At 62.0% G+C, this 17019-nt stretch carries 19 protein-coding genes and 1 pseudogene; 13 read left to right on the top strand and 7 right to left on the bottom strand.

From position 1 onward, the window contains the following. Positions 1–415: 415 nt before the first annotated feature. The 6 genes and pseudogenes from MRY80_RS17620 to MRY80_RS17595 all read left to right on the top strand — a co-directional run. A pseudogene (locus MRY80_RS17620) lies at positions 416–652 on the top strand (transposase); the annotation flags it as partial. 428 nt (positions 653–1080) lie between these two features. Further along, positions 1081–1695, top strand: a complete 615-nt coding sequence (locus MRY80_RS17615) for a TetR/AcrR family transcriptional regulator (protein ID WP_293292368.1) — start codon at positions 1081–1083, stop codon at positions 1693–1695. Continuing rightward, positions 1692–2855 (top strand): efflux RND transporter periplasmic adaptor subunit, encoded by a 1164-nt coding sequence (locus MRY80_RS17610; RefSeq protein ID WP_293292367.1) that lies wholly within the window; start codon positions 1692–1694, stop codon positions 2853–2855. Before MRY80_RS17615 ends, MRY80_RS17610 begins: the two co-directional genes overlap by 4 nt. Beyond that, positions 2852–3988 (top strand): ABC transporter permease, encoded by a 1137-nt coding sequence (locus tag MRY80_RS17605; protein WP_293292366.1) that lies wholly within the window; start codon positions 2852–2854, stop codon positions 3986–3988. The genes MRY80_RS17610 and MRY80_RS17605 overlap by 4 nt, the downstream gene beginning before the upstream one ends. 1 nt (position 3989) lies before the next feature. After that, entirely contained in the window at positions 3990–4688 is a 699-nt protein-coding gene (locus tag MRY80_RS17600) for an ABC transporter ATP-binding protein (RefSeq protein WP_293292365.1), read from the top strand. Between the two features lie 14 nt (positions 4689–4702). Next, positions 4703–5116 (top strand): hypothetical protein, encoded by a 414-nt coding sequence (locus tag MRY80_RS17595; RefSeq protein ID WP_293292364.1) that lies wholly within the window; start codon positions 4703–4705, stop codon positions 5114–5116. A 623-nt stretch (positions 5117–5739) separates the two neighbouring features. Here the strand turns inward: MRY80_RS17595 and MRY80_RS17590 are convergent. Further along, entirely contained in the window at positions 5740–6453 is a 714-nt protein-coding gene (locus tag MRY80_RS17590) for an SMC-Scp complex subunit ScpB (RefSeq protein ID WP_293292363.1), read from the bottom strand. Between the two features lie 5 nt (positions 6454–6458). Then, positions 6459–7403, bottom strand: a complete 945-nt coding sequence (locus MRY80_RS17585; protein WP_293292362.1) for a DUF1403 family protein — start codon at positions 7401–7403, stop codon at positions 6459–6461. Positions 7404–7478: 75 nt separating this feature from the next. Between MRY80_RS17585 and MRY80_RS17580 the strand changes: the two genes are divergently transcribed. After that, positions 7479–8726 carry a site-specific integrase gene (locus MRY80_RS17580; RefSeq protein WP_293292361.1) on the top strand — a complete coding sequence of 416 codons (1248 nt, stop codon included), beginning with the start codon at positions 7479–7481 and terminating at the stop codon, positions 8724–8726. A 19-nt stretch (positions 8727–8745) separates the two neighbouring features. Here the strand turns inward: MRY80_RS17580 and MRY80_RS17575 are convergent, their stop codons facing one another. Continuing rightward, complete coding sequence (locus MRY80_RS17575) at positions 8746–9084, bottom strand: helix-turn-helix domain-containing protein (protein ID WP_293292370.1); 339 nt, start codon at positions 9082–9084, stop codon at positions 8746–8748. Positions 9085–9089: 5 nt separating this feature from the next. Next, positions 9090–9404, bottom strand: coding sequence for a type II toxin-antitoxin system RelE/ParE family toxin (locus MRY80_RS17570; RefSeq protein ID WP_293292360.1), 315 nt, complete (start codon positions 9402–9404; stop codon positions 9090–9092). A 171-nt stretch (positions 9405–9575) separates the two neighbouring features. Between MRY80_RS17570 and MRY80_RS17565 the strand changes: the two genes are divergently transcribed. Together MRY80_RS17565 and MRY80_RS17560 are read left to right on the top strand one after the other, a co-directional pair. After that, complete coding sequence (locus MRY80_RS17565; protein ID WP_293292359.1) at positions 9576–10517, top strand: recombinase family protein; 942 nt, start codon at positions 9576–9578, stop codon at positions 10515–10517. 87 nt (positions 10518–10604) lie between these two features. Further along, complete coding sequence (locus MRY80_RS17560; RefSeq protein ID WP_293292358.1) at positions 10605–10820, top strand: hypothetical protein; 216 nt, start codon at positions 10605–10607, stop codon at positions 10818–10820. A 43-nt stretch (positions 10821–10863) separates the two neighbouring features. On the opposite strand, the gene repC is transcribed toward MRY80_RS17560, so the two are convergent. From repC to repA, 3 genes are all read right to left on the bottom strand, one after another. After that, a complete protein-coding gene (repC, locus tag MRY80_RS17555) occupies positions 10864–12180 on the bottom strand; it encodes a plasmid replication protein RepC (protein ID WP_293292357.1) in 1317 nt (438 codons plus the stop codon). Positions 12181–12370: 190 nt separating this feature from the next. Beyond that, complete coding sequence (gene repB / locus MRY80_RS17550) at positions 12371–13366, bottom strand: plasmid partitioning protein RepB (RefSeq protein ID WP_293292356.1); 996 nt, start codon at positions 13364–13366, stop codon at positions 12371–12373. A gap of 78 nt (positions 13367–13444) precedes the next feature. Next, positions 13445–14641 carry a plasmid partitioning protein RepA gene (repA, locus tag MRY80_RS17545; protein WP_293292355.1) on the bottom strand — a complete coding sequence of 399 codons (1197 nt, stop codon included), beginning with the start codon at positions 14639–14641 and terminating at the stop codon, positions 13445–13447. A gap of 518 nt (positions 14642–15159) precedes the next feature. On the opposite strand from repA, the gene trbB reads away from it, so the two are divergent. From trbB to MRY80_RS17525, 4 genes are all read left to right on the top strand, one after another. Then, positions 15160–16131, top strand: a complete 972-nt coding sequence (trbB, locus tag MRY80_RS17540) for a P-type conjugative transfer ATPase TrbB (protein WP_293292354.1) — start codon at positions 15160–15162, stop codon at positions 16129–16131. Further along, positions 16121–16492: a TrbC/VirB2 family protein gene (locus tag MRY80_RS17535; protein WP_293292369.1), complete on the top strand. Its 372-nt coding sequence runs from the start codon at positions 16121–16123 to the stop codon at positions 16490–16492. The genes trbB and MRY80_RS17535 overlap by 11 nt, the downstream gene beginning before the upstream one ends. After that, the gene (locus MRY80_RS17530) at positions 16485–16784 is read left to right on the top strand and encodes a conjugal transfer protein TrbD (RefSeq protein ID WP_293292353.1); all 300 of its coding nucleotides are present in this window, start codon (positions 16485–16487) and stop codon (positions 16782–16784) included. Before MRY80_RS17535 ends, MRY80_RS17530 begins: the two co-directional genes overlap by 8 nt. Positions 16785–16790: 6 nt before the next feature. Further along, on the top strand, positions 16791–17019 hold a 229-nt coding region (locus tag MRY80_RS17525), incomplete at its 3' end, for a hypothetical protein (protein ID WP_293292352.1).

The following is a 17019-nucleotide window of genomic DNA, read 5'->3' as shown; positions in this document are numbered from 1 at the left end:
TTCCAACTGATATAGGAACTGGACCGGATGATTCTCATATCAAAGTGCCAAGAATCTTCAAAACAGCCGCATTCTCACATTTAAGTGCTAACTGACACGCGCCTCACCGTCACGCCGATGGACCGAAGCGCGGAAGCCAAATCAGCGTGGCGAACAAGTTCCACAGCTGAGCGGGAGGCAAGTTTGGTTTTGACTGCCCTATCGTAGACGGCGACACACTCTGCCCCGGTAAGGCGGGAGGCGTAGAGCAGGCCGTCAATATCGAACGAACGATACAGCTCTTCGCTCAACTGGACGGCTCTAAAAACCTCGCAATCGGGAGCGCGTTTTGATTCACTTCCCCTGCTGATTTGCACGGAGGCGGTGAATGCGGGGACAGGCTGGGTTTTGAGACCTTGACGAGCGGTACGTTCGGCTGAGCGAAGCCGGCGATCCACTCGAGAAGTTGAATGCGGTGGTTCCGTGGGCTGTATTCCGCAAACCGCTGGCCAAGGCGCTGAAGCGGTCGGATGGCGCCAGAGGCGGCCGGCCGCCCTATGACGCTGTGCTGATGGTCAAAATTATAGTCCTCCAGGCGCTCTACAGCCTGTCGGACGACCAGGCGGAGTTCCAGATCCAGGACCGGCTGTCCTTCATGCGCTTCCTTGGACTAACGTGGCGTCCGATCTGATTGAAACTATCAGATCGGCAAACTTGCCGCGCCAGCTTTATTTGTGGACCGGTAATCTTTCCGATCGCCGCAGGCACGAACGCCCGTGTGTCCCGACCACGATGGTATCAGTGGAAGGCTCGCGCGCCGCTTCGGCCAGCACCATTCCCGCCGATGTCTCGTTGAAGCGCATGATGCTGTTGTCCGGCAGATGGCCGGCGCAATTGAGAAACGCGGCCAGGTCCCGATCCTCCCGATTCTGATGCAATCGCGTAAAGGGCGCGCCTCCTGTCGATCCCCCATAGACGGAATACAGGTGCGGGCGCGACGAGATTCATCTGTCAGTCAGCTACTTCCATCCAGTTTGCGACCTTGACACCACAGCTTCGCAATCTTAGTTAGTGATCAATAACTCACATATGGAGCATCGTATGGGCCGCAAATCCGCCGATCAGCGAAGGGCAGAGATAGTGACCGCCACTTTGCTGCTCGCCGACGAACTTGGGCCCGACCGCTTGACGACGCAGGCGATCGCCGATGCGGTCGGTCTGACACAGGCCGCGATCTTTCGGCATTTCCCTACCAAGCAGGCCGTGTGGCGTGCCGTGGCCGAGGCGATAGTCGAGACGATGACCACAGCCTGGCAGGCGGAACTCGCCGGGAATGCGGATCCCGAGTTGCGGCTGATCGCGCTGATCCGCGTTCAACTGCGCCAGATCGAGGCCAATCCCGCGATCCCGGCCATCCTGCATTCGCGGGAACTGCAAACGGAAAATGCCGAACTGCGTCAGAGCTTCCGGGCGTTGATGATGCGCTTCCAGGGCTTGCTGACGGCGGAACTCAAAAGTGGCCAGGCGGGGGGCGCCATGCGCCTTGACATCGAGCCGGAGGATTGCGCGGCCCTGCTGATTTCCCTCGTGCAAGGCCTCGCGATCCGCTGGTCGCTGGGCAGTCGCGCCTTCGGGCTTGAGGCGGAGGGGGCCCGGCTGCTCGGCGAGCAACTCAGACTGTTCCATGTTCCGCCGCCCCAGGAGGTCAAGACATGACCCGCAGGATGCGTCGCAGTTTTCTTGGATTGGCCATTCTGGTCGCGCTTGGCGCGGGGGGCTACTTTCTCCTCGTCGAACGTCCCCTCGTCGTGCCGGTCGTGTCGGCCGAGCAAAACGTCCCGGTGCGCGTCTACGGTCTTGGCACTGTCGAGGCGCGGATCGTGTCGAAGGTCGGCTTCGAAGTGGGCGCCGCGCTGACCGACCTTGCGGTCGACAGTGGAGATTTGGTCACCAAAGGCCAAGTCCTGGCCCGCCTGCACACCGCCGAACAGCAGGCGCGCGTGGCGCGGGCCGAGGCGGCGGTCGAGGCCGCGGGCGCAACGCTCGGCAAGACCAAGGCCAGCGTCACCCGCGCCCGCGCGATCCTTGCGCAGCGCGAGGCGGCCAACGCGCGCCAGCAGGAGCTTGTCGGACGCAGCGCGATCTCCGCGCAATCGGCGGAAGAGGCGCAGCGCGATGTGGATGTCGCGGCCGCCGAACTGACGGTTGCCGAAAGCGAGGTCGAGATCGCCCATGCCCAACTCGCCGATGCCGAGGCCGGGCTTCGCTATGAATCGACGCTCCTCGAGTATCGCGTTCTGCGTGCACCCTTCGACGCGGTCGTGGTCGAGCGCCAAGTCGAGGCAGGCACGGTCGTGCGCGCGGGCGAGCCGATCTTCACGCTGATGGACCCGGCGACGGTCTGGACGCTGGCCTATATCGACGAAGCGCGCGCCGGCACGGTCGCCCTTGGCCAGGGCGCGGAGGTGCGGCTGCGGTCGCTGCCGCTCGAGGCCTTCAGTGGCGCCGTGGCGCGGATCGGCATCGAGAGCGATCGGGTGAACGAGGAGCGGCGCGTCTGGATCGCCTGCAACCAATGTCCCCCACAGCCCTATCTCGGCGAGCAGGCCGAGGTCAGGATCACGGTGGCGACGCTGCCGGAAGCCCTGCTGGTGCCGGAGGTCGCGGTCAGCGGCTTTGACGGGCATCGGGGACGCGTCTGGGCCGTGCGGGACGGAAGACTGCTGGAGGTTCCGCTGGTCTTCGGCTATCGCACCGAAGACGCCCGACTGGAGATCGTGAGCGGACTGCCGGACGGCGCCCAGGTGGTCGCGGCTCCCGTCAAGGGGCTCACCGAAGGTCGCATTGCGCGGGTGCAAGGCGGATCCGCGCCATGAACCTTGCCTATCGCGACGTGCGTCACAACCTTTTCCGTTTCGTGCTGACCTGTCTTGGCCTCAGCCTGCTGATGGCGGTCGTTCTTGCCATGATCGGCATCTACAACGGTCTGGTGGCCGACGCCCTGAACATCGTGAAAGCCCCGCAGGCCGATCTCTGGGTCGTGGAGGCCGACACCCAGGGGCCGTTCGCGGAAGCGTCGAAGATCCCCGGCGGCACCCGCGATGCCGTGATCCGGCTGCACGGCGTCTCCGAAGCCGGTAGCATCACTTATCAGACCGTCGAGGCCGACCACGCAGGAGAGACCTTGCGTCTCTATGTCATCGGTTTCGAGCCCGGCCGCCCCGGAGGGCCGCAGACCATCGCCGAAGGCCGCGGCATCACCCAGACCCACTTCGAGCTCGTCGCCGACCGCGAGACGGGCCTTGTCGTCGGCGATCGCATCCGTCTCGGCCGCAACAGCTTCGCGGTCGTTGGCCTGGTCGAGGACACGATGAATTCCGGCGGCGATCCCGCAGCCTTCGTCACCCTTTCCGATGCGCAGACCCTGCAGTCGCAGCTGGCGCCACCTGCCCAGCGCGTTCAGGTCGCGCGCGGCGCCGGACTTCTGGAGAGCGCGGATACGGTCGCGGCGGTGATCGCACGGCTCGAGCCGACAGCCGATCCCGAGGACGTGGCGCGAACGGTGAGGCAGTGGAAACACCTCGGGGCGCTGACACAGGCTGAGCAGGAGGCAATCCTGCTGGGCTCGGTCGTGGACCGGGCCAAGCGGCAGATCGGGTTGTTTCTCGCCATCCTGCTGACGGTCTCGGCCGTGGTCATCGCGCTCATCATCTACACGATGACGATGGAAAAACTGAAACAGATCGCCACGCTCAAGCTGATCGGCGCTCCGGACCGCACGATTGTGGCACTGATCGTCCAGCAATCGGTGGCGCTCGGAATGGTCGGGTGGAGTTTCGGGCTGATCCTGATCCTGCTTGTCAAGGATGCATTTCCGCGCCGCGTGGTGCTGGAGCCCGTGAACGCGGCGGCCCTGGCCGGAATCATCCTCGTGGTCTGCATTGCCGCCAGCGGGCTCGGCGTTCGCGCGGCCCTGAAGGTAGACCCCGCAACGGCGATCGGAGGTTGACGTGACCGACGCTTCGAGCCGCCAGCCCCTGATCGAGATCGCCGGTGTCTCCAAGCACTATGGCGAGGGCGAAACACGCGTGGACGCGTTGCGCGACGTCAACCTGACGATGCACAGGGGCGAAGTGGTTGCGCTGCTCGGGCCCTCCGGCTCCGGCAAGACCACGCTGCTCAACATCATCGGCTGCATCATCGATCCGACCGAGGGCCGGGTGACGCTGGACGGCGAGCGGGTCTATGACGATCGCTGGCTCCGGCGGGACCTGCGCAAGCTTCGGCTCGACAAGATCGGCTTTATCTTTCAGTTCCACAACCTGCTGCCCTTCCTCAATGCCACCGACAACGTGGCGCTGGTGCTGCGCCTGGCGGGCAGGACCGCGGCCGAGGCGCAGGCCCGCGCGGTAGAGTTGCTCGACTATCTCGAAATCGGCCACCGCAAGGACGCCATGCCAGCGCTTCTGTCGGGTGGGGAGGCGCAGCGCGTGGCCATTGCCCGCGCCCTCGCCAACAGTCCGCGCATCATTCTGGCGGACGAGCCGACGGCAGCCCTCGACAGCAAGCGGGCGGGGATCGTGATGGACCTGATGCGCAAGCTGGCCGCCGAACAGGACGCCTGCATTGTCGCCGTCACGCATGACGAGAAGATTTATGACCGGTTCGACCAGCTGTTCCATCTGCGCGATGGGGTACTGGATCATTAGAAGGGAAAAGCGCCATGAAATCGCAATCATCGCATAGCAGGCCACGCATGATAGCCTCGGGCGTCGCGGTGGTATTCGGCATCCTGACGATCGCGTCCGGCGGCAGGGCGCTGTTCGGAGGGGCCGCAGCACAGGCCGCCGCCGGAGATGCGGTCCCCTTCGTCTTGTGGTTCAATTTTCTGTCGGGTTTCGCCTATGTCCTTGCCGGTTTCGGGATCGCCATGGGGCGCCGCTGGGCGGTTGCGTTCTCCATCGCTCTGGTGGCGGCGATCGCTGTGGTGTTCGCCTTGTTCGGCCTGCACGTCTACCAAGGCTCGGCATTCGAGATGCGGACGGTTGGCGCGATGACTCTGCGCTTGCTCGTCTGGATCGCGATCACGGCCGTGGCAATTCAGTGCGCTGCCGCAGGCGGTCCCAAAGAAAACTAGACAGGGGCCTCGTCCCCTCGAGAGACGCTGCCCTTGAAGTGATTTCCTGCGGTGGGTAATGCGGAGGTCCGGACTTCCAGGAATGATTAGGGACAGGTCGGAAAGTCACCGCCGGGCACCGCGATCCGCAATGCCCGATCCAGCCGCGCCTGCAACATTCGGCGTGGCCGTCAAGGATATCTGTTCTTATTGAACGGCAAGGCCGATGTATCCAAAGTGAGGCGCGACCACGACCTGCGGGAGCGCTGGTCGCAAGGTCCGCTTATGGGAAATGGCCAAACAGGCATCTGCCGCCGCTACACGGCGCTAATCTGCAAGTCGTCGATCCATTCCTGCTTCTGGTGTGCCGATCGTCCCCACCATCAACGATCACGACCAGGTGCCCCAGGGCATTGTATCGCGTATGGCGCGGGCGACGAGACCTGAAGCGAAGAAGCGGGCCTTGCCACCAACGACGCTGCCCGCCGCCACCGACACAAGCTGTGTCGCGATTTCGGTCACCAGGTCGTCCGGGATGCCTGTGTCGCCTACAGCTGGCGTCCGGCGGCACTTGGAACCGCGGCGGCGCTGGTCGTGCAGCGAACAAACCCGGGATCGCGGCCAGCAGCCTTGGCATAGATCATCTATTCCTCGTTGGCGGCGTCCGCGTCGTTATCGTCGGCGCCCGCAAGCTCCGGCGAGATCTCGCCGGCCAGCAATTTTTCTCTCGACAGCAGCCCGGCATCTTCGAGCGCCTCGAAATCGGGTAAATCTCGCAGCGTGTTCAGACCAAACTCCGTGAGGAAACCAGGCGTCGTCACGTAGGTGTAGGGTGCGCCGGGCGTCGGGCTGCGCGGCCCGGACGCGATCATGTCAAAGCCCCTCAGCCTGCCGATCAGATCGCGGCTGATCTCCTTGCCGAAGAACGACGACAATTCGGCACGCGTGATCGGCTGGAAATAGGCGATGCACATCAACACCAGAATCTCGGACTGACTGAGGTCGATCGTAGGCTTATTGGCGCCGATCGCTGCGCGGATAGCGTCACCATAGACCGGCCGCGTCAGATGTCTCCAGCCACCGGCGACGGCAACCAGATCGTATGGGCGGCCGCGCAGTTCCTCGCGGATATCGTCGATGATGAGATCGATGCTGCAATCCTTGCCGACGATGCGCGCCAATGTCTCACGGCTTACCGGGTCGCTCGCTGCAAAAATAACCGCCTCGACCCGGTTCATCCATTCGCGCCAGCGGACTTCCGCTGGCAGATGATCGAGCTCGCGGTCGAACAGACCGTCGTCCGGGCGGCCTTTGCCTCCCTGGCTTCCTTTCCGCCGTCTAGCCGAACTCTCCGCCATGGCGATCACAATCCGTAGAGCCGGAATGTCGGCCGCCCGGTCAATTCGCGAACGGCACCAAGCCCCTCGAGACGCTCGAACAGCCGGCGGGCGGCGCGCTCGCTCATCGCATCGGTCGCCGAGCGAGCCGTCTGGGCATCCTCCATCATCAGGATCAACATCACCTCGTCGGCGTGCCTTGCGCGCATCTTCGGCGCTGCGGCCACGAGACGCCCCGCGCGCCGGCACAGATCGCCATGCAGATCCGACGCGCGCGCAGCGGCGCGGGCGTAAGCCACGGCACAGGTCGCCAGCCAGCGCCCTGTGCCGTCGAGGTGCTCGGGCGCGGCGCGCAGGTCCTTGCGCCTGATCTCGAGGGCAAGAAGCGGCACCGGACGCGGCCATTTCAGTCGCGCCGCCAGCGTGGCGTCTGCCAGCCACAGCGCCAGCAGTTCGGCGTCGGGGCGGAATTTCATCGAAACCGCGGCGATTTCCGCAGCGGCAGCGATCGGGTTGGCCTCGCCCCGCGCGAGGCGTTCCGCCACGGCGTAGACATCGCTCATCCGCTCATCGACGCTGAGTCCCAAAACGGCCGAGGCCGACAGCCACCAATCATCGACGAGCTGCGTCTGCCGCTCGGCCAGCCGCCGCCACGCCATCAGAACCTTGCCGGCCGGTCCCGGATCGTCGCCCGGACGTGTGAGCATCACGGCATCGCGCAGGGCCGCCTCGTCCTCAGAACGCCCCAGCATCGACATCAAGGCCGCCGCATTGGCGAGCGCCAGGCGCTGCCGCCAGAGGCTGCCGATCGGATGCTCGTCGCAAGCCATCGCGTGCAGCCAGGCCAGCGCCGAACCGGCCAGAAAACCGGCATCCGCCGGGCCTTCCGGGTCGGTTTTAGGACGGAGCACGGCCGGCAGCGGCGCAAAGGACGGCGGTGACGGCAGCGCGAATCGGGGTGGTTTCGCCATGATTCCGGCTATCATGGAACGGCGCTTAAGGCTACTGTTTCGCGCAGAAACCGCCGCGCCTGTCGATAAGAAAAAATGACCGATAATCTTGCATTATCGTTTGTTTTCGTCTTTCTATGGGAAATGGCCTCACTCGTCGATCAAAATCCCAATAAGCGTGCGCATGGACGCTCCGCTCGATCACAGGAAGCGTCCCCGGCCGTCGATAAAACCGCTCCATCGGTCTCCGCGGACGATTTGCCCGATATCGACCTGAACGCCATTTTCAACGAGGAACCCCAGGCTAGCGACGAGATCGAGAGCTCCTCACCTTCCCTTCCCGTCGCCTCGCATCCCCGCCTGCCAACGGGCCTCGACGCGCTCGCAGACCGTGCGCGCGATTACGTCGAGGCAGCAAGTTCCGCAAACACCCGCCGCGCTTACGCATCCGACTGGAAACATTTTGCCAGTTGGTGTCGGCGCCAGGGTTTTGCGCTTATGCCTCCCGATCCGCAGTCCGTGGGCCTGTACATCACTGCACTCGCCTCCGGCGCGGCAACCGGTGAGAAGAAATCCGTGTCGACGATCGAACGCCGGCTATCCTCGCTGTCGTGGAACTATGCGCAACGCGGACAGCCGCTCGACAGGAAGGACCGCCACATCGCCACCGTCATGGCCGGCATCCGCAACAAGCACGCCGCCCCTCCCCGCCAGAAGGAAGCCATCCTCCCCGAGGATCTGATCGCCATGCTGGAGACGCTCGACCGCGGCACGCTGCGAGGCCTGCGCGACCGGGCGATGTTGCTGCTCGGATTTGCCGGCGGCCTGCGCCGTTCTGAGATCGTCAGCCTCGATTGCGGCCGCGGCCAGGCCGAAGACGGCCGCGGCTGGGTGGAAATTCTCGACAAGGGCATATTGGTGACGCTGCGCGGAAAGACCGGCTGGCGCGAGGTCGAAATCGGCCGCGGTTCGACCGACGCGACCTGCCCGGCTGTGGCACTCGAGACCTGGCTCAAGTTCGCGCGCATCGCCCACGGCCCCCTGTTTCGGCGCGTTACCGGCCAAGGCAAGGCAGTCGGCACCGATCGGCTCAACGACCAGGAGGTCGCCCGCCTCGTCAAGCGCACAGCAATGGCCGCCGGCGTGCGCGGCGATCTGCCCGAGGGCGAACGCGAGAAGTTGTTTGCCGGCCATTCGCTACGGGCCGGGCTCGCCTCCTCGGCCGAGGTCGATGAACGCTATGTGCAAAAGCAGCTCGGACACACCAGCGCCGAGATGACACGCAAATATCAGCGCAGGCGCGATCGCTTCCGCGTCAATCTCACCAAGGCGTCGGGGCTCTGACAGCCCCTCCCCTTCCCCCTCAGTGCTCAGCAGTTGGGTTCTTCCTGTCGGATGGCTCATCCTTGGATGACAGGGCCCGCAGCACAGCTTCGGGCTCCTTCTCCATGATACGCAGCAAGGTGCGCGCTGCCCCGCTCGGCTGACGCTTCCCCTGCTCCCATTTCTTGTAGCCGGATGGGCTGGTTCCTAATACCGTTGCCATTTCGTCCTGGGTCAGGTCGAGCTTCTTGCGAATCGCCTTGGCATCCACCGCCCCGACATCCACGCCGTGTACCCTGATGCCAGGGATGTCCTTGCCCTGTGCATGCGCCAAAGCTTCCGACATGGCCTGGACCAGATCAGCGCCGAATTTTGTCATCTCGCTCACGCCCTGCTCCTGTTCGCTGCCTTGATCGCCTTGGCGAAGGCTTCAACCGCCTTTGCCTCGTCCGGCTTCAAATCCACCTTTTCATTCTTGCCGTAGGCCAACAGCGCGTAGATTGGTGCATCATCGCTGTACCAATAGTAGATGACCCTTGCGCCGCCGCGCTTACCCTTGCCTTTGGCGCCGAACCGCATCTTACGAACGCCACCGGTGCCAGGAATCTCGTCACCCACCTGCGGATTGGCCGCCAGAAAATCGATTAGTTCCTTTCGCTCATCCTCGCTGAACAGCTCCGCCGCCTGCTTGATGAACAATGGTGTCTCTGCGACGGTTTGCATGCGCTTCCTATAACCCAATGGGTTATATAGTGGACACCTTTGGGCAGAGTCAATGGCCAACCCATTGAACGATACTTTCAACCGATCAGTTATCCGTATCTTCTATGTTTGGAACAACCGGTCTCGTATGTCTCCCAGGCGCTGCAAATGGCCGCTGACACGCAAATTCGGACCTCGCGTCGATCACAGGGACGGCTAATCGGCTATGCGCGCGTCTCTACGGATGAGCAGGCGACACAGGCGCAGGAGATGGAGCTGCGGTCGGCCGGCTGCGACACCATCGTTCAGGAACACGGCTCCGGCGCCTCTCGCGCCCGTCCTGCCCTCGCACGGCTTGTTCAGGACATCGGTGCCGGCGACACTCTCATTGTGGTTCGGCTCGATCGCCTGGCGCGCTCCGTGAGCCATCTCCTGAATGTCATCGAGGACCTGACGGCAAAGGGCGCGCATTTTCGCTCACTGAGAGATCCGATCGACACGAGCACGCCCCAGGGCATGTTTTCACTGCAAGTGCTCGGCGCCGTGGCCCAGCTCGAGCGGGCGTTGATTTCCGAACGCACCAAGGCCGGGATCGCAGCAGCCAAGGCCAAGGGACGCCTGCCAGGCAATCCGGGCATCCGTGAGCGCCGGCCGGAGATGCTCTCGAAGATGAAGCTGGCGCAGAAAGCAGCCTATGGGGCACGTCTTCAGGCCACGGCCTCGCAATGGCTTCCAACGGTGAAACGGATGCGCCCAGACCACACCTGGGACGACATCGCGCGGGTTCTCAAACAGCGCGGTTTCGACTGGACATCGGAGCGGCTGCGTCGCGCCGTTAAATGGATGGTCTCGGAGGGTATGGCCGATGCGTCGCTTCTGCGGAAGTCGCCGCCGCGGCCGCCGGAGCATCGCCTCATGACGCTCGTCGCCGGGATCCATTCCTCCAATCCGGGGCTAACACTGCGCGAAATCGCGAACCAGCTCGAGCGGCTGCATGAGCGCACGCCACGGGGCGGTGCAAAATGGGCGCCTTCTTCCGTCAAGAACCTCATCGACCGCGCAAAACGCTGCGGGCTGATCGACGCCCGTGAGACAGAAATGCCGGGGTGAACGATCGGCGCGAACGCAGTACAAATCGCGCATCTCGAGCCTAGCCAGAACATGGCAAACAAACCGTAAAGCCCGGAGCGCACGTGCATGGAAACAGAGACGCTGATCATCAACAGTCGCGAGGATTTTGCGCAATGGGCCATGGACCGCGCAAATGGCATCATTGTGGAGCAGGGTTCGAGCCTCGCCACAGCCGCCCGGACAGGTGACGAAAGCCGGATTGCCGATGCTGCAAACGCCCTCGGCCAGACGATCGTCGACACCCTGCTCGATGCCTTCGACTGTCTTGTCGATACCGACTGACGTTCTGGCCGATCGAGAACCGGTTCTCTTGCACCGGTGCGCGTCATGAATCCCACTTTTTCATCGACTGACGAAGTGCATCAGACACTTCGAAGCCCCCTTCCCGGCTCTCCGGCGGTTGCTGGGCCTGAGAAGACGCCTGGGCCGCGGCCTTGTCCGCCTCGAGCTTGGCGTTCAGCAGAGCCATTATCATCGGCCAGGCCGAGAATTTGCCTTCCCGCGCTTTGTCGGTCAGGCTGCGCAGATAGCCGCCGGGACTGTTGATCTGATCGGCCCGCTGATAGATCGCAGCGAGCGTAATCGTCGCGTGCTTATCGCCGAGAACCTCGCAGGCCTCGCGCCAGGCGCTTGGACTGACCCCCAGCATTACGCGACCGACGTCCGCGGCCGCCAAAAAGTCCCGCCAGTTTCGGATTTCCCCGTTTTTGGCCAGATCGCACCAGCCCTTGCACGCATCCAGCACGATACCCAATGGCAACTCCCGCTTCGGCAAGCTCCACAGGTTGCCATTTTCCTCGGCGGTGCCGCTCGCTTCATTTTCTTTTCGAGTGCCTTTTTCAGATTCAGATATGGAGTCTGGGTTTGAATTCTGTATGTGGTGCTCAGAATGAGACTCATTGGCGCTCATATTTTCTGATTTCGTGAATGATTCCAGTGCGTCATGCACTTCCACCCAGAGCAACTCGAGATCCTCGCAAATATCCTCGAGTACCAGACGTGGCGCCGTGCGGGGAAGCCTGGCCATGATTTCCTGATAGGTTCGCGTCATGAGGCCCCAATCGCCCGGTACGCCCTCCTCGAGGCCGGCGTCAATCATCTTGACGATATCCCGCCGCAGCAGGGTCAGGCGCTCTCTGACCGCCTTGTAGGCGCGTTTCTCGGCCTGGACGGCCTCTGCGAGCTCAGCGAACTCTTCGGCGCGAGCGACGATCGGCGAGAGATCGAAGCCATAGGCCTGTTCGACCTGGCCGCCCCTGCCCTTGCGCGCGAACCGCTTTCCGTTCGGGCTGTCGCGGCGGATGATCAGCCCGCAGTCGACCAGACAGGCCAGATGACGTCTAAGGGTCGCCGGCGACATGCCGTTGGCGCGAGCGGTCAGTTGCTCGTTGGAGGGCCAAACGATCAGTTCGCCTTCAGATGTCAGTTCGCTCTCCGGATGGAACGACAACAGCGCGTTGAGGATCGCCAAAGCACGATCTGTGGCGCCAAGCGGCTCTTTGGCATCCCGGATCGCGTGAAAAGTCTTCCACTTTTCGACCTTGGCGCCCTGCGGCATGGATTTCGCGGCGACTTGGCTTGCCATCAGGCCAAGTGTCATCGGCCGCCGCCCAAAGGGCGTCGTTGTGATATGCGTCTGCATTTTCTTTCACCTATCGCTAGGCAACAGAAATCTGCTCGCCGAAATGGCGCTCTCGGCTCAAAAGAGCCTTGACTGTGATTCTCGGAAGTGCGATTCTCTAGCTGCTACACAAGGAATGGGCTTCCGGAAGCGATTTCGGTGGCCTTTTTCTTTGCCAAATTTCCCTTGGCCGAGAGCTTCGGCCGTTGATTCAGTCGCCTCCCTCCTCTCCGTTTTCCTGAAATTCCTGATAGAGGCGCTCTAGTCTCCTCGAGAGATAGGCGCCGAACTGTGAAGCGTCTTTGGCCTTCAACGCCAAGGTGAAAGCCTTGCCACTGTCCTTGGTCGAAACCTTCACGGAGTCGTCGGACAGACTCCAGGCCTTTTCCGCTGGCGATTGTTTCTTAGGCTTCCTCGATCCGGAGGCCTTCAGCTTTTCAAGCAGAAAGCCGAACCGATCGGCTTCGTCGAGTTCCGTGAAAGCGTCCGATTGAACCAGTTCCAGAGCTTGAGCGGATTTCGCGGGGGCTTGTACTGTCTTCTTGAGGTCTTCCCAACGATCACGTCCGATGCCCTTGGCGGCGCCAAGAGCATCCAAAATGGGGGCAGGGACCGTTTCGGCTACCGACAGCATTCTGGACAGCAAGGTGTCATCAACGGTGAGCGCGCTTTTGATCGTGCCCTTGTCGATGCCGGATTCTTGTAGGCGTCTAGCGTAGAGTGATTTCTCAATGAAGCTGAGATCGTCTCTGGCCGAGTTCTCCTGGCCCTGCGCGATCACGTGGGCTATCTCTTCGAGGGGCTTGATAACCGCCCTGACCTTCTGGCCCAGTTTCTTGGCGACGCGAACCCTACGATGCCCGAACACAATGATATGACGGTTGCTGTCGTTGGGATTCGGTCGAACGAGTACAGGCTGATGTTGGCCCGCTTCCTTGATCGCTTCGAGGAGCTCCTGGTCCTTGGCCAAGTCCTCGCCAATTCGGTCCTGATAAGGAGAGGGGTCCAACGTTTCCGGGTCCAGAGCAACGACCACGTCGCCCTCAAGCACACGCATCGAGTTCTCTGCCAGATCATCGAGTGATTGCATCATTGAGCGCGATGCGCCGCGCCGCGCGTATTCAACGCGTGACTCGCCCTTTTCAGCGGATTCCGCCGGCTTGGTTGGTTGTGCGCCAATGTTTGCGAGAAGATGCTTCCTAGCCATTCGTCATACCCGAGATCGAATATATCTTGTTGAACTGCCTTTGTTTTTTGGCAGTTTGCACGGCTGTCAAACTTTCGATCATTTTCGGCCCCAGGCCTTGTGAACGAGAGCTGTGATTTCGCTGTTTACCGCGTTCAGGGACTCGACCGCCCGGTCATAGGTCGCTCGCACGAACTGAGCGCGCTCGACTTCGTAGACCGTCTGCTTTGTGATGCCGGCGTCGGATATGGCAGTCGACTTCACCATTTGATTGTTCAGCATTCTCTTGCTGAACATGGCCTGCATGAAGCCAACCATCTGCGCTTGCGGGCCATCGGTAGCTTCGTATCGCGTCACAAGAAACCGGAACCAATCAAGTGTAACCTTTGCACCGGCGCTTTTGATTGATTGCAGGATCCCGCCGAGCATCAGCAGAAACTGACTCATGCTCATTATGTCCAGCATTTGGGGATGAACAGTGATCAGTACAGCGGTAGATGCCGTGAGCGCCGTGAGGGTAAGATACCCCAACTGAGGAGGGCAATCGATTACGACCACGTCGTATCGGTCGTCGACTTCTTTCAGGGCCCGCGAAATACGTGTGAAAAAGAGGCGACCCTCTTGCGAGTTTGCTGCGGCGAGCGGAGTCTCATACTCATACTCTTGCAGCTCAAGGTTCGCCGGAACAATATCAAGACCCGGGAAATTCGTCGTCTGAATGATTTCCTTAATCGAGCATCTTTCGTCGTCGTATCGAAGCGCCTCGAAGAGCGAAGGGTTCTTGTCCAACTCGGGCTGAATTCCGTGCAGCGCTGTCAATGAAGCCTGAGGGTCCAAGTCTATGGCAAGGACCCGGTGCCCGGTCAGGGCAAGATACTGCGCGAGATGGGCCGTGGTTGTTGTCTTTCCCGAACCACCCTTGAAGTTGACAACCGAAATCACCTGCAGGTGCTCGCCGTCTCGCCGACGCGGCACATAGTTCTTCACGTCGCTGCGGCCGTGTTTGTCGAGATACTGGCGAAGCTCGAGCATTTGCTCCGCTGTGTAAGAGCGCCTGCCTGAGGATGACACCGTGGGAACGGGGCCTTTTCCGTCGAGGTGGAGTTTCTTGATGTGGTTTTGTGTTACACCAATGAAATCCGCCACCTCGGCAAGCGAGAACAATCGCAGTCCTTTTTGCGCGTCAGGCGGATACTGCTCCAGACGGAGCATGTTCAACCGGTCAGAGATCAACTCACCCTGCTGGATGATCTCTTCGTCGAAATCCAACTCGTCTTGCTCTATGACCGGCACCACCGAATTCTCTCTTTTCTTGAAATAACGCTTTTTCCAAGACAAAGCGCGTGAAAGCGTTATTACTATGTGCGATTCCGGATTAGGCGCAAGCGGTTTTTGGTTAATGAAACCTTAATGCGAGTCGGGCCGAAATAGCGACGGACGTCAACGTCAAGTCGATTCTTCCAGCGTTTTCCGTTGGTTAGTTGAGGTGTTCTGCGTGCACCCGTCAGAATCTTATCCCGGCAGTTTTGACGGGGGAGGGCGCCACAGCAGCAGCGACGTGCCCCGATTTATCCGGAATCCGCAGAACTCCGCCAATTCCGAACCCGACTCAGCAAAGTGAGTCGCCTCAAAGCCCCGGTGAGAGACGGTTCCAGCACGAAATAGGGCACGACCCCGGCAGAACTGCCGGGATGACCGGTTCCGCCTCATGCGGCAAAAGCCGCAACTCACCTTTGAGTAGCAGCGGCGGATGTCATGCAAACCTTGTTTGGTCGTAACGATGGTGCCCGGATTGCACCGAGAGGAGGAGCGCTATGACTGCGTCGTCCTCCCGGTCACGGCTGATCCGCAAGCTGCGCGACGCCCTTGGCGAAAAGATCTGCGCCGCCCTCGAAGACGTCAACGTTGTCGAGGTCATGCTCAATCCGGACGGCCGGCTGTTCGTCGAACGGCTGGGGGAGGGGATCGAGCGCATCGGCGAGCTCAAGCCAGGCGCGGCCGAAATCATTATCGGCAGTGTTGCCCACGCCCTGCAAACGGAGGTCGATGAGGATCAGCCGATTATCTCCGGCGAGTTGCCGATCGACGGGCACCGCTTCGAAGGTCTGCTGCCGCCTGTGGTCAGCGCACCGAGCTTCACGATCCGCAGGCGTGCGTCTCGTCTGATCCCGCTGTCGGATTATGTGTCGGGCGGCGTCATGACCAAGCTGCAGGCCAGCTTGATCCGGCACGCCATACATGACCGCCTGAACATCGTCGTCTCGGGTGGAACCGGCTCGGGCAAGACGACACTGGCCAATGCAGTCATTGCCGAGATCGTCAGCGAAGCGCCTGGGCATCGGTTGCTCATCCTTGAGGACACGGCCGAGATCCAGTGCGCCGCGGAGAACGCGGTCTCGCTGCACACGACGGACACGGTCGACATGGGCCGCCTGCTCAAGAGCACCATGCGTCTTCGACCGGATAGGATCATCGTCGGCGAGGTTCGGGACGGTGCAGCGCTGACGCTCCTGAAGGCCTGGAATACCGGCCACCCGGGCGGCATCACGACAATCCACGCAAACAACGCGCATTCCGCTCTCCGACGCCTTGAGCAGCTCACTGCCGAGGCAAGCCAGCAGCCAATGCGCGAGGTCATCGCGGAAGCGGTCGATCTCGTCATCTCCATCGAACGCACCGCCACCGGGCGCCGTGTCCGCGATGTGATGCGGCTCAGAGGCTTCGACGGCGCGACATACGAAACCGAACATCACGCACAGATCGATGAGGACAGCCATGCCGCATAAATTCCGCAGCCCCGCAACTTCGGGGCTCTTGATTGCCATCGCCTGCGTCGCCGCAACGCCGGCGCTTGCCAGCTCCGGCGGCAGCCTGCCCTGGGAAGGGCCGCTGCAGACGATCCAGGAATCGATCACGGGGCCGGTGGCGGGCTTCATCGCCCTTGCCGCCGTCGCGGTCGCCGGCGGCATGCTGATCTTCGGCGGCGAGCTCAACGATTTTGCACGAAGGCTGATGTATGTCGTGCTTGTTGCCGGTATATTGCTCGGAGCCACACAGATCGTTGGCCTGTTCGGCGCATCGGGCGCCTCGATTGACCTCCCTGATCAGGCGAACCTGAGTGCGGCGGGGGAGGGGAGCGATGGCTGAAACCGTTGCTCCCCTCGCAACCGCGCGGATCCATCGCGCACTATCACGGCCGAACCATTTGATGGGCGCGGACCGCGAACTCGTGCTCGTCACCGGGCTTGCGACGGTCATTCTGATCTTCGTCGTGCTGACCTGGTTCTCGGTGCTGCTGGGCATTGGGATCTGGATCGGTGTCGTCGGTGTGCTGCGCGTCATGGCGAAGGCCGACCCGATGATGCGGCAGGTCTATCTGCGCCACATCGGCTACCGGCCGAACTATCGGCCGACGTCGTCGCCCTGGCGAAGGTACTGACCGACAATGGTGGCCCTCAAGCAATTCCGGAACACAAAGCCATCCTTTTCCGACCTGTTGCCCTATGCCGGCCTGGTCGCCGACGGTGTCATCCTGTTGAAGGACGGCTCGCTGATGGCGGGCTGGTATTTTGCCGGACCGGATTCGGAGAGCTCCACCAATATCGAGCGCAACGAGGTCTCGCGGCAGATCAACGCCGTCCTCTCGCGGCTCGGGTCCGGCTGGATGATCCAGG

Origin of the sequence: Oricola sp. (genome assembly GCF_022763245.1) — a bacterium.
Taxonomy (GTDB): domain Bacteria; phylum Pseudomonadota; class Alphaproteobacteria; order Rhizobiales; family Rhizobiaceae; genus Oricola.
This window is presented reverse-complemented; position numbering and strand designations above follow the sequence as displayed.

What these genes read in the sequence shown, in the direction of transcription:
- MRY80_RS17595 (WP_293292364.1), top strand. Translation starts at nt 4,703, where the DNA reads ATGAAATCGCAATCATCGCATAGCAGGCCACGCATGATAGCCTCGGGC.
- MRY80_RS17615 (WP_293292368.1), top strand. Translation starts at nt 1,081, where the DNA reads ATGGGCCGCAAATCCGCCGATCAGCGAAGGGCAGAGATAGTGACCGCC.
- trbB (WP_293292354.1), top strand. Translation starts at nt 15,160, where the DNA reads ATGACTGCGTCGTCCTCCCGGTCACGGCTGATCCGCAAGCTGCGCGAC.
- MRY80_RS17590 (WP_293292363.1), bottom strand. Translation starts at nt 6,453, where the DNA reads ATGGCGGAGAGTTCGGCTAGACGGCGGAAAGGAAGCCAGGGAGGCAAA.
- MRY80_RS17560 (WP_293292358.1), top strand. Translation starts at nt 10,605, where the DNA reads ATGGAAACAGAGACGCTGATCATCAACAGTCGCGAGGATTTTGCGCAA.
- MRY80_RS17535 (WP_293292369.1), top strand. Translation starts at nt 16,121, where the DNA reads ATGCCGCATAAATTCCGCAGCCCCGCAACTTCGGGGCTCTTGATTGCC.
- MRY80_RS17585 (WP_293292362.1), bottom strand. Translation starts at nt 7,403, where the DNA reads ATGGCGAAACCACCCCGATTCGCGCTGCCGTCACCGCCGTCCTTTGCG.
- MRY80_RS17605 (WP_293292366.1), top strand. Translation starts at nt 2,852, where the DNA reads ATGAACCTTGCCTATCGCGACGTGCGTCACAACCTTTTCCGTTTCGTG.
- MRY80_RS17610 (WP_293292367.1), top strand. Translation starts at nt 1,692, where the DNA reads ATGACCCGCAGGATGCGTCGCAGTTTTCTTGGATTGGCCATTCTGGTC.
- MRY80_RS17530 (WP_293292353.1), top strand. Translation starts at nt 16,485, where the DNA reads ATGGCTGAAACCGTTGCTCCCCTCGCAACCGCGCGGATCCATCGCGCA.
- MRY80_RS17580 (WP_293292361.1), top strand. Translation starts at nt 7,479, where the DNA reads ATGACCGATAATCTTGCATTATCGTTTGTTTTCGTCTTTCTATGGGAA.
- MRY80_RS17575 (WP_293292370.1), bottom strand. Translation starts at nt 9,084, where the DNA reads ATGACAAAATTCGGCGCTGATCTGGTCCAGGCCATGTCGGAAGCTTTG.
- repB (WP_293292356.1), bottom strand. Translation starts at nt 13,366, where the DNA reads ATGGCTAGGAAGCATCTTCTCGCAAACATTGGCGCACAACCAACCAAG.
- repC (WP_293292357.1), bottom strand. Translation starts at nt 12,180, where the DNA reads ATGCAGACGCATATCACAACGACGCCCTTTGGGCGGCGGCCGATGACA.
- MRY80_RS17565 (WP_293292359.1), top strand. Translation starts at nt 9,576, where the DNA reads ATGGCCGCTGACACGCAAATTCGGACCTCGCGTCGATCACAGGGACGG.